The organism is Massilia atriviolacea (genome assembly GCF_003953935.1).
Classification (GTDB): domain Bacteria; phylum Pseudomonadota; class Gammaproteobacteria; order Burkholderiales; family Burkholderiaceae_D; genus Telluria_A; species Telluria_A atriviolacea.
The window spans coordinates 200,942-215,664 of sequence record NZ_RXLQ01000001.1 but is presented as its reverse complement, the minus strand read 5'-3'; the positions used below and the strand labels follow the sequence as shown (position 1 = coordinate 215,664).

General features: G+C 68.1%; 10 protein-coding genes. 5 read left to right on the top strand and 5 right to left on the bottom strand.

The genetic code is table 11. The features are described from left to right. Positions 1 to 90: 90 nt before the first annotated feature. Together EJB06_RS00930 and EJB06_RS00925 are read left to right on the top strand one after the other, a co-directional pair. A complete protein-coding gene (locus tag EJB06_RS00930; protein ID WP_229426873.1) occupies positions 91 to 5,040 on the top strand; it encodes a hybrid sensor histidine kinase/response regulator in 4,950 nt (1,649 codons plus the stop codon). A 101-nt stretch (positions 5,041 to 5,141) separates the two neighbouring features. Next, positions 5,142 to 5,396, top strand: coding sequence for an NHLP-related RiPP peptide (locus tag EJB06_RS00925; protein ID WP_126072117.1), 255 nt, complete (start codon positions 5,142 to 5,144; stop codon positions 5,394 to 5,396). Positions 5,397 to 5,406: 10 nt separating this feature from the next. Here EJB06_RS00925 and EJB06_RS00920 read toward each other — a convergent pair whose 3' ends face one another. Then, a complete protein-coding gene (locus tag EJB06_RS00920; protein WP_126072116.1) occupies positions 5,407 to 6,555 on the bottom strand; it encodes a putative peptide maturation dehydrogenase in 1,149 nt (382 codons plus the stop codon). Positions 6,556 to 6,873: 318 nt separating this feature from the next. Here EJB06_RS00920 and EJB06_RS00915 point away from each other — a divergent pair, with 318 nt between their 5' ends. Both EJB06_RS00915 and EJB06_RS00910 read left to right on the top strand, forming a co-directional pair. Continuing rightward, the gene (locus EJB06_RS00915) at positions 6,874 to 8,049 is read left to right on the top strand and encodes a glycerophosphodiester phosphodiesterase (RefSeq protein WP_126072115.1); all 1,176 of its coding nucleotides are present in this window, start codon (positions 6,874 to 6,876) and stop codon (positions 8,047 to 8,049) included. Positions 8,050 to 8,374: 325 nt separating this feature from the next. After that, complete coding sequence (locus tag EJB06_RS00910; protein WP_126072114.1) at positions 8,375 to 10,084, top strand: L,D-transpeptidase family protein; 1,710 nt, start codon at positions 8,375 to 8,377, stop codon at positions 10,082 to 10,084. On the opposite strand, the gene EJB06_RS00905 is transcribed toward EJB06_RS00910, so the two are convergent. Continuing rightward, complete coding sequence (locus tag EJB06_RS00905; RefSeq protein ID WP_126072113.1) at positions 10,065 to 10,310, bottom strand: hypothetical protein; 246 nt, start codon at positions 10,308 to 10,310, stop codon at positions 10,065 to 10,067. The two genes, EJB06_RS00910 and EJB06_RS00905, sit on opposite strands and share 20 nt — an antisense overlap. A gap of 74 nt (positions 10,311 to 10,384) precedes the next feature. Beyond that, positions 10,385 to 11,584, bottom strand: a complete 1,200-nt coding sequence (locus EJB06_RS00900) for an NnrS family protein (protein WP_126072112.1) — start codon at positions 11,582 to 11,584, stop codon at positions 10,385 to 10,387. Positions 11,585 to 11,805: 221 nt separating this feature from the next. On the opposite strand from EJB06_RS00900, the gene EJB06_RS00895 reads away from it, so the two are divergent. Beyond that, the gene (locus EJB06_RS00895) at positions 11,806 to 12,051 is read left to right on the top strand and encodes a heavy-metal-associated domain-containing protein (RefSeq protein ID WP_198420733.1); all 246 of its coding nucleotides are present in this window, start codon (positions 11,806 to 11,808) and stop codon (positions 12,049 to 12,051) included. Positions 12,052 to 12,098: 47 nt separating this feature from the next. Here EJB06_RS00895 and EJB06_RS00890 read toward each other — a convergent pair whose 3' ends face one another. Further along, positions 12,099 to 12,758 carry a response regulator gene (locus tag EJB06_RS00890; protein ID WP_126072111.1) on the bottom strand — a complete coding sequence of 220 codons (660 nt, stop codon included), beginning with the start codon at positions 12,756 to 12,758 and terminating at the stop codon, positions 12,099 to 12,101. 19 nt (positions 12,759 to 12,777) lie between these two features. After that, positions 12,778 to 14,712 carry a type IV pili methyl-accepting chemotaxis transducer N-terminal domain-containing protein gene (locus EJB06_RS00885; protein WP_126072110.1) on the bottom strand — a complete coding sequence of 645 codons (1,935 nt, stop codon included), beginning with the start codon at positions 14,710 to 14,712 and terminating at the stop codon, positions 12,778 to 12,780. Positions 14,713 to 14,723: the final 11 nt, after the last annotated feature.

Here is a 14,723-nt window from a genome sequence, read left to right as displayed (position 1 = left end):
CCACCGACAGGAGCGCGTCCCGACTTGAACGTCCTCGCCATACCCGGCCGTCGCCAACCCCGCGTTTCGCGGCGCCGCTGGCTGGCGCCATTGATCGCCGCGCTCTGCCTGTTCGCCGGTTCCGCGCTGGCGGCGGCGGGTGCGCCGGACCGTTGGGAAAAGCTGGCGACGCCGCTGTTCGAACACATTGGCCTGGAACAGGGCTTGCCGCATCCGGTGGCGATGGCCCTGGCCCAGGACGGCGACGGTTTTGTCTGGATCGGCACCCAGCGCGGGCTGGGGCGCTGGGACGGCTACCGCATGCTCACTTTCGTGCACAACGCCGCCGACCCGTATTCGATACCGGCCGACTTCATCCAGGCCCTGCACGTCGACCGGCGCGGGCGCCTGTGGATCGGCACCGCCACCGGCGGGCTGGCCATGTACGACAAGATGCACGAACGTTTCATCCGTTTTCCGGCCGGCGCGGCCGGCCTGGCCGATGCCGCCATCAACGCCATCGCCAGCGACGGCATGGGCGGGGTCTGGGTCGGCACGCCGTCGGGGCTGGACTATATCGACCCGGCGCGCGGCGCGGTGCGCCACTACCGCGCGGAGCCGGGCGTGCCGGGCGCCCTGCCCGACGCCCGCGTGCGCGCCCTGCACCTGGACCGCAAGGGCAACCTGTGGATCGGCACCAGCAGCGGCCTGGCGCGGCGCGATGCCGCCAGCGGGCGCTTCGAACAGGTCCAGGTGGGCGACAATGGCATGGACGGCGCCTGGCGCGACGCGGTGCTCTCGTTCGGCGAAAACAGCCGTGGACAGGTCGCTTTCGGCACCCTCAAAAGCGGGATCGGCCTGGTCGACGCCGGCGGAGCGCGGGCGCGCCTGATGACGCTCGACGGCGTCCCCGACGCCCACGCCAACATGGTGCTGGCGATCGCCGAGATCATGCCGGGGCGCTGGTGGGCCAGCACCTACGGCGGCGGCATCATCGACATCGACGCCGCCACCCTGCGCGCGCACCGCATCCTGCACCAGGCGGCGGTGCCGGCCAGCCTGGCCAACGACCGCGCGGCGGCGCTGCTGCGCGACCGCAGTGGCCTGATCTGGGTCAGCAACGAGCGCAGCGTCGATTTCCATGATCCCAACAACCGCGCCGTGGCCGCCGTGTTCGGCGCCCAGGGCTTGCCGGAAGCGGCGGTCAGCGCCATGATGACCGACGCCGGCGGGCGGGTCTGGCTGGGCCTGGCCGACCAGGGCGTCGACCTGATCGACCCGGACGGCACGCGCAGCGCGGCGCTGCGCCCGGACCCGGCGCGCCTGGACAGCGCCCTGCCCAACCGCATGCTGCTGGCGATGGCCGAAGCGAGCCCGCAGGAAGCCTGGATCGGCACCCAGCTGGGCCTGTACCGCACCTCGGACCATGGGCGCAGCGTGACGCGCATTGCGCTGCCGCAGGCGAACCCCTACCCGCGCATCGGCACCATCGCCCCCCAGGGCGGCCAGCTGTGGCTCGGCACCTTCGAAGGCTTGCTGCGCTACGACCCGGCCGCCAATACCCTGTCCAGCTACACCAGCGGTCCGGGAGGCCTGACCGACAACCGCATCCAGGCCCTGATGACGGACCCCGGCGGCGCGCTCTGGATCGGCACCCGCAACGGCTTGAACCGGCTCGATCCGGTCAGCGGCAAGATCGAACAGATCCTCGCCAATCCGAGCAACGAAAGCGCCCTGTCCGACCCGGTGATCAGCGCGCTGGCCATGGACGGACGCGGGCGCCTGTGGGTGGCGACCCACGGCGGCGGCATCAATGTGCTGGAAATGCGCACCCCGCTCGGCGCGCCGGTGTTCCGGCGCCTGGGACTCAACGACGGCCTGCCCAGCAGCGCCGTGTCGGCCCTGCGCCTGGACCGCAGCGCGCGCATGTGGGCCGCCACCGGCAACGGCATCGCCGTGATCGACAGCGGCAGCCTGAAAGCGCGCCCGCTGGCGCGCGCCGAAGGCCTGGGCTTTCCCACCTACTTCATCGGCGCGGCCACCGCCACCCCGGAAGACGACCTGCTGTTCGGCGCCACCGGCGGCCTGACGGTGATCCATCCCTCGCGCCTGGCCAACTGGGAATACCGCCCGCCGCTGGCGATCAGCTCCCTGCGCACCGACGGCCATCCGGTGCCCGGCGCGCAGGTGCTGGCGCAGCGCGACAGCCGCCTGATCCTGCCGCCCGGGATCAAGGGCTTCGAGATCGAAGTGGCGGCCCTCGATTTTTCGGACGCCAAGCGCAACCGCTATTCCTTCCGGCTGGAAGGCTACGACCAGACCTGGGTCGACAACGACGCCAACCGGCGCGTGGCGGCCTACAGCAACCTGGCGCCGGGTTCCTACCGCCTGCGCGTGCGCGGCGCCAACCGCGACGGCGTCTGGGCCGACGAAGAACTGTCGATCCGCGTCAAAGTGCTGCCGGCCTGGCACCAGACCTGGTGGGCCTACCTGGCCTATGTGCTGGCCGCGCTGGCGGCCATGTATGGGCTGTACCGCTGGCGCGTGCGCCAGCTCGAACGCAGCCGCGCGGCGCTGCAGGCGCTGGTCTACTCGCGCACCCAGCACCTGGAAAAACTCAACGCCATCGTCAAGTCGATCAACGAGCAGCTCGACTTCGACGCCCTGCTGCAAACCATCCTGCGCGAATCGATGTTCATCAAGGGGATCGACGCCGCCTGGGCGCTGGTGCGCGAGACCGATACCGACAGCCTGGCCGTGCGCGCCGCCTGGGACCGCGACGGCGGCGCGCCGGTGGAAGAGCGCATGGAGCTGCGCGAGGCCGAAGCGCGCTATGTCGACGCGGCCGAGATGATCACCACCGACATCTACCTGACCCGTGCCGGCGCCAGGGCCGGCAGCCGCGCCGGCCACGCGCAGCTGGCGGTGCGCATCTGCATCGAGCACCGCATCGAAGGCTTCCTGGTGTTCGAAAACCGCGCGCCGCAGGTGCCGCTGCAGGAGAGCGACCTGGAACTGCTCAAGGCGCTCAAGGAGCCGTTCGTGTCGGCCTTCCAGAAAGCCAACGCGCTGCGCCTGATCGAACAGGCGCGCGCGCGCGCCGAAGCGGCCACGCGCGCCAAGAGCGAATTCCTGGCCAATATCAGCCACGAGATCCGCACGCCGATGAACGCCATCCTCGGCTTCGCCGGCCTGGGCACCCACCTGGAACTGGACGCCAAGCCGCGCGACTACTTCCGCAAGATCGCCCGGGCCGGCAACAACCTGCTCGACATCATCAACGACATCCTCGACTTTTCCAAGATCGAGGCCGGCAAGCTGGAACTGGAAGTGGTGCCCTTCGACCTGCCCGACACGCTGACCAATATCGTCGACCTGTTTGCCTGGCGCGCCGCCGAAAAGGAACTCGAACTGGTGATCTGGGCCGCCCCCGACGTGCCGCAGATCCTGATGGGCGACCCGCTGCGGCTGGGCCAGGTGCTGATCAACCTGGTCGGCAACGCGCTCAAATTCACCGCGCACGGCCACATCCAGCTGCGCGTGGAGCGCGCCAAGGACTGGCAGGGCGACGAGAAGCAGGTGCGCCTGTGCTTTTCGGTCGAGGATTCCGGAGTCGGCATCAGGCCCGAGCAGCAGGAGCGCCTGTTCCAGGCCTTTGCCCAGGCCGACGCCAGCACCACCCGCATCTACGGCGGCACCGGGCTGGGACTGGCGATTTCGCAGCAGCTGGTGCGCAAGATGGGCGGCGAGATCGGCGTCGACAGCGAACTTGGCAGCGGCAGCCGCTTCCACTTCACGCTGACGCTGAACGTGGCGCCGGCACAGGGCGCCGCGCGCCTGCAGGCCGGCGCCGGCGCGCGCGGCAAGAAGGTGCTGGTGGTCGACGACAGCGCGCCCACCCGCGAAATGCTGGAGCTGCAGCTGCGCAGCTTCGGCTTCGACGCCAGCGCGGTCGGTTCCGGCGCGGCCGCCCTGTTCGCGCTGCAGCTGGAAGCCTACGACCTGGTGCTGATGGACTGGAACATGCCCGACATGGACGGCCTGGAAACGGCACGCCGCATCAAGGACGACCCGACCCTGGCGGCGATCCCGTCGATCATCATGGTCACCGCCTTCGCGCGCGACCATATCAAGGCGGCGGCCGAGGAAGCCGGGATCGGCGCCTTCCTGGTGAAACCGGTCACCGCCTCGCAGCTGCTCGACAGCGTGCTGGCGACCATGGGCTTCGACGCCGCCGTGCCGTCGCGCGATGCCACGCCCTTCCCTTCGCAGGCGGCGGAAACCATCCTGGGCGCGCGCGTGCTGGTGGTGGACGACAACCTGGTCAACCAGCAGGTGGCCAGCGAGATCCTGCGCCGCGCCGGCGTCCACGTGGACCTGGCCGGCAACGGGGTCGACGCGGTGCGCCTGGTCGACCAGGACGATTACGACGCGGTGCTGATGGATATCCAGATGCCCGAAATGGACGGCTACCAGGCCAGCGCGCGCATCCGCGCCAATCCGCGCCACGCCGACCTGCCGATCATCGCCATGACCGCGCACGCGGTGGCCGGCTACCGCGACAGCTGCCTGGCGATGGGCATGAACGATTACCTGTCCAAGCCGATCGAGCCGGCCATCCTGTACGCCGTGCTGGCCGAGTGGATCCGTCCCGACCCGACGCGCGTGGCGGCGCCGGCCGCGCCCGTGCCGCCGCAGGCCGGCGCCGCGCCGCTGCACCTGCCCGGCATCGACGTCGGCGCCGCCATGGCGCGCCTGGGCCACAACGGCCCGCTGCTCAAGCGTTTGCTGTCGATGTTCGCCAAGGACTTCGTCACCAGCCGCGCCGACATCGAACACGCGCTCGGCGGCGGCGAACTGGAACGGGCCGGCCTGCTGGTGCACAAGATCAAGGGCGCGGCCGGCAACCTGTCGGCCCTGGCCCTGTACCACGCCGCTGGCGAGCTGGAAGAGCGCCTGATGGCGCGCGATGGCGAAGCGGCAAGCCAATTGTTACCGGACTTTCTGCGCCTATTTGACGAAGTGATGGGTGGCGCCAACAGCGACGAAAATAATACATAGCTATGTTCACTAAAGCTTGATACCGATCAATATTTATCCTACGATGGTTGGGTGCTTCTCTTACGTGACTCATCATTTTCCTACACGAAAAGGCCCCCATCATGACGACCCATCTGCATAGCGATATGGACTCCCTGCTGCATAAACTGTCCAGCGACGATGTGTTCCGCGCACGCCTGCTGGGCGACCCGGTGGCGGCCCTGGGCAGCCTCGGGATTACGCTCGCGCCGGGACAGATTCCCGCCGAGCGCAGCCTGCCGGCCAAGGATGCGATCGCGCTCGACCGCATGGCCTTCATGTCCAAGCTCGATAGCGCCGCCGGCGCGATTCCCTTCTTTTTATCGGGTACCGCGTAAGCGGCGCCGCCTACTGTTCATAGCGTAACTCCAGCGTGGTCTGGCCGTCGGCTGCGACACCGCAGCCGCACACGGCGAGCACCGCGTCGGACAGGGGATCGAGCCCGAACGCGCGCTCGATCGCCTTTTCGTTCACGGCCGCCGTCACGAAGGCCGGTATCCCCGCTTCCGTCGCCAGCAGATAGAACGTTTGCGACAGGTGGCCGGCATCGAGCATCAGGGCGCGATAGGCCTTGGCGTGGTTGCGGTACTTCCAGAAATTGCGCACCACCCGCGCCGCCATCACCACCATCACCGGAGCATCGACGAACCAGTGCTGGTCGGCCACGAACTGGCGCGCCAGCTCGCTTGCTTGCGCGGGCGCAAGCGCGGCCATCGGCTCCAGCGCATGCCTGACAGCGTGATAATGGTACAGGCCGGGCGCGACGCCCGGCACGCGCTGCGCCAGCACGTAGGCCTCGGTCGGATGCAGGCCGCCGGCCGAGGGGCTGGTCTTCTTGAACACCGTCGCTTCCTGCGCCACCATGCGTTCGGCCTGGGCGCCGAAGGTGCGCTGCAGCAGGCGCGCCAGCACGTCCAGCGGCAGCACGGCGCCGGGATCGTAGTTGCGGCCGGTATAGCGCTGCAGCAGCTGGGCGTCCAGCGGGCCTGGCTGCGCGGGCGGCAGGGCGATGGCATGCGCACTGTCGCCATGGGCGATGCCGGGTTCGGGCGGGGCGCCGTAGGCTTGCACCAGTTCTTCGAAACTGGGGAAATGCATGCCCTTGTCGACCAGCATGCCGTCCCAGCGGCTGAACATGTGGGCGGCGGCCGAGAGCGGGCGCCAGTGCTGGGCCCGCAGCACAGCGTCGCGTTCGCGCGCGGGGTTCTCGCCGCTGCCGTCGTCGAGCAGCAGGCCGAGCGCGAGCAGGCTGTCGAGCATGGCGGCGCCGACCTGGCGCTCGGCGTCGTCGCGCTCGGTCCAGGCGGTCTGGCCGATGGCGCCGAGGGCGGCCACCTGGGCGGCATCGATGGTCGTTTCGCGGTCCAGGTGCGGCGCCAGCGCCACCCAGCGCAGCGAGGCGCTGAGCGCGCCCGCGCCCGAGAATAAAGCCGCCCAGTCGATGCCGAGGTCTTCGCGCGGTTCGATGAACAGCACTGCACAACGCCGTATCTTCATAAGGATTCGCCCTGTCGAGGCCGGACGCTGCCCGGCTGGATGAGTGCTGGTATGCAGGACGATCATAGCCTGCGCGCGGCGTCGACGCACGACATTTGCGACGGGACGCGGCAGCTTACAACGGTCGGGGCCGCGTTTCCGGGGGATCGCGACAAAAGAAGCTGTGGGCGATCCTTCAACCATAGTCGAGCTCGTGTCCGAATGTCAGACCTGTCACCGGGGTGGACACGGGCTCGACAGGGGTGAACCGGTGCTGGCGTCATCAGCTTGTCATGGATGCCACCTAGAATTCCGCGTTTCATCTACGGAGACTTGGTAATGGCAATCAAAAGGAATCTGGCGGCAATGTGCGCGGCAACCCTGGCGCTGGGCGCCTGTAACAGCAACGACCCGGTCGTCCTCAACACCCTCGACGGCAAGGCGCCGCTGGTGGTGGCGCATCGCGGCGCCAGCGGCTATCTGCCGGAAGAAACCGTCGAAGCCTACGCCATGGCCATCGAGCAAGGCGCCGACGCCATCGAGCCGGACGTGGTGTCGACCAAGGATGGCGTGCTGATCGCGCGCCACGACCCCAACCTGGTCTACAGCACCGACGTCGCCTCGCGTCCGGAATTCGCCAGCCGCAAGCGCAAGATGAACGTCGACGGCCTGGTCGAGGAAGGCTGGTTCGCGGGCGACTTCACCCTGGCCGAAATCAAGACCCTGGGCGGCATTTCCACCGACGCCGAACGGCCGCAGCAATTCAACGGGCGCTACAAGATCGCAACGATCCAGGAAATCGTCGACATGATCAAGAAAAGCGGCCGCAACATCGTCATGTATCCGGAAACCAAGAACCCGACCTTCCACCGCCAGGCCGGCCTGCCGCTCGAAGACAAGCTGCTGGACCTGCTCACCGCCGCCGGCTGGAACAACCGCGCGGCGCCGGTGTTCGTGCAGTCCTTCGAACCGGGCAGCCTGAAGTACATGCGCGGCAAGGGCTCGACTTTGCGCATGGTGCAATTGATCGATGCCGACGATGTCGACCTGAAAACCGGCGCCCTCACCTACGCCGCGCCGTTCGACCGCCCGTACGACTGGGCGGTCGCGGGCGACAAGCGCCTGTTCAGCGCCATGGTCACGCCGGCCGGACTGGCCGAGATCAAGACCTATGCCGACGCCATCGGCCCATGGAAGCGCTACATCGTCAGCACCAGGGGCACGCTCGGCGCGGACGGCAAGGTGGTCGACGCCAACGGCGACGGCAAGGTCAACGAGGCCGATACCACGACCACCGCCCCGACCTCGCTGGTGGCGGACGCGCACAAGGCCGGCCTGCTGGTCCACCCTTACACCTTCCGCAACGAAAAACGCCGCCTCGCGCTCGACTACAAGGGCGATCCGAAGCGCGAATACAAGCAGTTCTACGCACTTGGCGTGGACGGCGTGTTCGCCGATTTTGCCGACACGGCGCTGGCGGCGCGTGCGGATTATCTGAAAGAAATCGGCTACTAGCCCGAAACGCCGGCCGCGCGGTCCGATCGACAGCGGGAGGGTGCGCACGTGCGCCGCATCCTCCCGCTTCTTTTGAGGACCCGATACGGGCTTTGCGCGGCCTGTCGGGCATTGACTTGTTTCCATAGGAAAATTAAATGCACTGGCGACAACACTAAGCTGCTCAGGACGATGCACCATTCGCCGAGCCGTCCTCGGCAGCAGCCTGCGCAGGCCGACATTTTGTTGCGCTGGCGCTACCATTTTTATAACTTTTTGCCAACGTAGACCTTATTCCCGACCGCTTCGTTTAAGATGGTCGGGTTTTTACTGTCTGGAAACTTAAATGATCGTCGGCAAACGAAGCTTCCGCCTTGGCGCCATTGCGCTGGCGCTTGTGGTCTGGCTTCCTCACGGCGCTGCCGGCGCAGCGGCACCGGCCCCGGCACCCGCCGTTGCCGCCCCGGCGCCCACCGGCATCGCCGCCGAATTGCGCACCCTGGCCATCAGCGCGGCCGCCGTGACGACGCGCGGTTCGCGCCCCTATGACGAACGCGACTGGCTGGCGCGCTTCTATATCGCCCGCGGCTACGCGCCGGCCTGGCAGGACCGCGGCTACAAACAGGCCAGCGCCGCCCTTTCGCTGCTGCAAAACGCCGGCGTGCACGGCCTCGCGCCGGCCGAGTACAACGTCGACGGCCTGGCGCGCCAGCTGGCCGATCCGGCCCTGCGCACCAGCGCCCGCTTCGACGCCGGCCTGACCCAGGCCATGCTGCACTACCTGGCCGACCTGCGCGTGGGCCGGGTCAAGTCCGAATACCACACCAGCCTGCCCGACCCGCGCCTGACCAGGACCGATCCGGTCGACCAGCTGCGCACGGCACTGCTGAGCCAGCGCCTGGACCAGGCGGTGGCCGCGTCCGAACCGCGCATCCCGCTGTACCGGCGCACGATGGCGACCCTGGCGACCTACCGCAAGCTGGCCGAGCAGCCGTTCACGGCGCTGCCGCCGCTGCCCGAAGGCGTCAAGAAGCTCGAACCGGGCGCCTCCTACGCCGGCGTGGCCACCCTGCGCGCGCGCCTGGTCCAGCTGGGCGACCTGAGCGCCAGTGCACCCGCCGAGCCGGCCAAGGCCGGCATCTATACCGACGCGCTGGCCGACGGCGTCAAGCGCTTCCAGGCGCGCCACGCGCTCAATGACGATGGCGTGATCGGCGCCGGCACCCTGGCCGCGCTGAACGTGCCGCTGACCAGGCGCGTGCGCCAGCTGGAACTGGGCCTGGAGCGCCTGCGCTGGCTGCCCGACTTTCCGGACGGGCGCCTGATCGCGGTCAACCTGCCCTCGTTCCGCCTGTGGGCGCTGGAACTGGGGCCGGGCGAAAAAAATCCGCTGATCGAAATGCGCGTCATCGTCGGCGCCGCCGTCAAGACGCCGACCCCGCTGTTCGTCGGCTCGATGCGCTACGTGGAATTCAATCCCTACTGGAATGTGCCGCGCAGCATAGAAAAAGGCGAAATCATTCCCAAGCTGGCGCGCGATCCGGGCTACCTGGGCAAGAACGAGATGGAATTGGTGCCGCTGGCCGGCGGCGCGCCGGTGTCGACGGTCGACGCGGCGACGCTGGACGGCTTGCGCGCCGGCCAGTACCGCGTGCGCCAGCGCCCGGGGCCGCGCAATGCGCTCGGCGCGGTCAAGTTCGCCATGCCGAATACCGACAATATCTACCTGCACTCGACCTCGGCGCAAAGCCTGTTCAAGCGCGGCCGCCGCGACCTGAGCCACGGCTGCATCCGCGTCGAAAACCCGACCGGGCTGGCCAAGTTCGTGTTCGGCGACCAGCCGCAGATGACCCCGGCGGTCATCGAGACGCTGATGAAGCCGGCGCCGATGAAAACCGTCAGCCTCAAGAAGCCGATCCCGGTGGTGCTGTTCTATTCGACCGCCGTGACCGACCGCGAAGGGCTGGCCCTGTTTCCGGAAGACGTGTACAAACGCGATCCGGCGCTGGAAAAGATGCTGAAGGTGCGCAGCGACGCTATTGCGCAGCTGCGCTGACGACGCGCTTGAGGCGCTGGCCGTGGATGCCCCAGCGGCAGTCCTCGCCATCGACGCGGCCGGTCAGGACCCAGCCGGTGCCGATTTTCTCGACGCCCACCTCGCTGCCGATCTCGGCGGCGAGTTTTTCGGCCCACATGCTGGCCGAGCCTTTGCCCTTGAACAGTTCATTTCCTTCAAAGATGACCGTGGCATCGAACACGGGCATCGCAAATACGGTTGTCATTTTTTCTTGATCGCTTCAGTTGGTTAAGAGGGACTTGCCAGGGCCGCTATCCTACCATTTCCCGCCATCGCGCCTCAGCCCTCGCGCCCGTCGATGCGGGCGCGCCACAGATACGGCGTGTACACCAGCAGGAACAGCGCGAACGACAGGGTCCAGCACAGGCCCGACGCCAGCAGCGCCGCGTTGCGCCAGTCGGCGGGCACGCATTGCGCCAGCAGGCGCAGGACGGCGCCGGCCTGGATCAGCCCGTACATGACCGGCTCGTAGCGGCCGGCCTTGAGCATGCGGCCGGTGTGGCCCAAGGTGGTGCGGGTCATCATGCCGATCACCAGCCCGGCCATGGAACCGACCGCCAGCGCGTGGAAGCCGGCGCTGGCCGTCACGATCCCGAGCGCGGCCAGCGACAGCAGCGCAAAGCCGAGCGCAATCCAGGCGTAGCCCAGGTGCAGGATCCACAGCAGCGGCACGTGCACGGTGCGCTGCGGCCGCCAGCCGGCCAGGCGCAGCAGCATGGCGCAGGCGGCCGCCATCATCAGCGCGGCGGCGATCGCGCCCGGCAGCGGCAGCACCCAGGCGACGCTGGCGCCCACCGTCAGGCCGAGCGCCACGCGGTCGTGGCGCGGCCGCACCACCGGATTGCTGCCGGGTGCGCCATTGTTGGTGAACATCGGAATCACGCGCCCGCCGATCACCGCTTCGATGACGACGATCACCAGGATCGCCGCATGCACCGGCGTCAGGGGCGAGAGCGCGATCCAGCCCAGCGTGGCGGCATGGAACAGCGCATTGGCCAAGGTCAGCAAACCGAGCAGGAACACCAGGAACAGGTTGCGCTTGTTGCCCGATTGCCTGAGCACGCGGTACAGCGGCCAGGCGGCCAGCGGCAGGAACAGCAGGTCGACCACGGCGGCGGCCAGCGGCGGCGCGGCGAGCATGGCGCCGCGTCCGGCCAGCCAGACCCCGGCCAGGGCCGCCAGGTGGGCGCCGCGCGGGGTCCACAGATTGGTCCAGTTGCGCCCCGCCGTGAACAGGAAGCCGACGATGACGGCGATCGCCATGCCGTACACCATCTCGTGCGCATGCCAGCCCAGGCCGCCGTGCGGCCAGCTCAGCCAGCCGAGGTATTGCGCCAGCCACAGCGGCACCGCGAGCGCCGCGAAGGCCGCCGTCAGGATGTAGAAAGGCCGGAAGCCGAGCGCCCACACAGGGTGCTGCGCGCTCCACGGCGCATGGTGGACCGGCGCGGCCGGTTCGTCGATGGTCAGGAGGCTCATGTCGTGGATCCTTAAAGATATATTCAATATACTACTTAAAGGCGCGCCCGCGGGCAATGGCTATTGCGTGCGTTTTGCGCCCATCGGGTGCGCGGCGCCGCTTAAGTGGGCTGTTCTTGATGCAGATCGTGTTTTTCGAACAAATCGCAGAGGCTTCTGGACGCCAGCCGGGCCCGGCTTTAGGCTATTCGCATCCACCCACGTCAATCATTGGAGAACGTATGCAAACCGCCTTACTGACCATTCCCGCCATGCAGGACCAAAGCGCCGCGCTGGCCGTCGCCAAAGCCCTGGAAGCCGTGGCCGGCGTCGAAACCGTGCACCTGACCCTGGCCACCGGCCGCGCGCGGGTCGGCTTCGACGAGGCGCGCGCCTCGGCCGACCAGCTGCGCATTGCGGTGGCCGCCGCCGGCTTCACCGTGGCGCCGGCCGCCAGCGGCGGATGCTGCGGCGGCTGCGGCGGCTGACGCCACGCCACAGCACCGACGGGGGCTGTCCGGCTCCCGGGACGTGCTTATTTCATGCGGTGTTCGACCGCAAACACGGCCGCCTGCACGCGGCTGGCCAGCTTGAGTTTCTTGAGCACGTTCTGGACGTGGATCTTGACCGTGCTTTCGGCCAGGTCGAGGTTGCGGGCGATGGATTTGTTGCTTTCGCCGCGCGCCAGGCAATCGAGGATTTCGCGCTCGCGCGGGGTCAGCTTGTCGAGCTCGGACGCGGGGGCTTCGGCCGCCGTGCCAGCCTGCAACTGGGCCACCAGCTTGCCGGTCATCGCTTCGGCCACCACGGTTTCGCCGGCGGCGGCGCGGCGGATCGCGCGCAGCAGGTAATCGGTGTCGATATTCTTGATCAGGTAGCCGCTGGCCCCGGCGCGCAGGGCCGTGCCGAGGTCTTGCGCCTCTTCCGAGACGGTCAGCATGACGATCGCCGCCTCCGGACAGTCCTGCTTCATCAGCTGCAATGTTTCCACGCCGGACATGCCGGGCATGTTCAGGTCCAGCAGCACCACGTCCGGCTGCAGCTGGCGGGCGCGCTTGATGCCTTCGACGCCGTCGGCCGCCTCGCCGACGACGGCGAACTCGGCGTGGCGCTGCAGGAGCGAGCGGATGCCGCTGCGAAACAGGCTGTGGTCGTCGACCAGCAGCACGCGGATCGGTTGGTCGGTAGTCTCCATTGTTTCCTCTGTTTAAATGTCAGGCGGCGCGGCGGTGCGCCTGCGGCAGGGTCAGGGCAATCCTGGTGCCGACGCCGGGGGTCGAGCTGAGCGAAAGGCTCGCTTCGATGCGCTGGGCGCGCTCGCGCATGATGTGGATGCCGACGTGGCTGTCGCCGCGCCCTTCGAGCAGGGCCGGATCGAAGCCGGCGCCGTTGTCTTCGATGCTGAGCAGGAAGTCGTGGCTGTCCTTCAGGCGCACCGTGACCCGGCTCGCGCCGGCGTGCTTGCGCACGTTCGACAGCGCTTCCTGCACGATGAACAGCAGTTGCAACTGCTGCTCGCGCGGGAACGGGGCGCCGTCGACATCGGCCACCAGCTCGGCGGCGATGCCGGTCTGGCGGCGGAATTTGTCGACCGTGGTTTCCAGCGCGCCGACCAGGTTGCCTTCGACCAGGCGGCTGCGGAAATTGTGCAGCAGCTCGCGCACGTCTTCGTAGCTTTCCTGCACCCCGGCGCGCAGGGCCGGGACGATCTCGGCGACGTCGTCCAATTTGCCGTCGCGCACCGACTGGTCCAGCATCTGGACTTGCAGGTTGAGGAAGTTCAGGCCCTGGGCGATGCTGTCGTGCAAGCCCTGGGCCACCAGGTTGCGCTCTTCCGAAACCGCCATCTCGCGCTCGCGCGCGCCCAGGCGCAGGTTTTCGATGGCGGTGCCGAGCAGCTGGCCCAGGGTTTCGAGCAAGCCCTGCTCGCGCGCGTCGAGTTCGCGTGGGGTGCGGAAATGCAGATTGAAAAAGCCCAGGTGCTGCTGGTGCGCATAAATGTGGAACACCGACACGGTGGCGAAGCCTTCGCGCCGGCATTCGAGTTCGTAGCCGTTGTTGAGCTTGCGCAGGTCGTGGATGACCGTGACTTTTTTCTGCACCGCTTCGCCGCACAGGCAGTCGCCGACCTTGATGCAATGTTCGCGTTCGACCAGTTTCGGCGACAGGCCGTGGTGCACCACCATATGCAGGTTGTCGCGGCCGGCGTCGAGCACGCGCACCGAGCCGCCATCGGCCTGGAAATAGTCGCTGATGCGCTGCAGGAAGCCCTGGCACAGCGGCTCGACCGGTTGCGGACGCTGCAGGAAGGCGGCGCTGTCGTACAGCAAGGCCAGTTCGCGGTTCTGGTGTTCCAGCGCGGCCGTCTTGGTCTGGACCAGGCCTTCCAGCTTGCCGTACAAGGCTTGCAGGCGGTCGGCCATCTGGTTGAAGCCTTGCGCCAGTTGCCCGAATTCGTCGCCGCTGTCGACCGCCAGGCGCACTTCGAAGTCTTTTTCCTTCATGCGGTGCAAGCCCTCGTGCAGGCGGGTCACCGGTTCGATGATCAGGCTGAACATGAGGTAGATCAGGCTCACGGTGCCGATCATGGCCAGGGCCAGCAGCGCCAGTTGCGAGGCGCGCAGCCAGAAGGTGCGGGCTTCGCTGTCGCGCTCGATCAGCTGGACCAGCGCGTTGACGCGGGCCACGAAGCGGTCGGTGTGCGCGAGGTAGCTTTGCAGGCCGCCGGCGCCCTGCCCGCTGGCCAGCGCCTGGGCGGCGGGACGCAGTTCGCGCCGCCATTCGCTGCCGATCCGCTCGAACTCGCCGTGGATGGCGCGGGTCGGCGGCAGGAACAGCGGGCGCTGCGGATCGCCCTGTTGCAATTGCGCCAGGGTGGCGTCGATCTGGCCCATCTGGCGCGCGGCCAGCGCCTGGCGCGCGGCCATGTCCTTGTCCGTCCCGGATTGCGACAGCACGATGGCGAGCCGGTAGCTGCTCATGCGCAGGCTGCCGGTATCGTTGATCGCGGCCGCGCTGCCTTCGAGCTGCCAGGACAGGTACAAGGTGACGCCGATGGCGCACAGGGCCAGTCCGAGGAAGCCGAGCAGCGCGCCGACGATCTTGGCGGAGAGCTTCTGGCGGGAGGGAATCAGGGTAGTGAGGGGCATGCGTTCTCCTT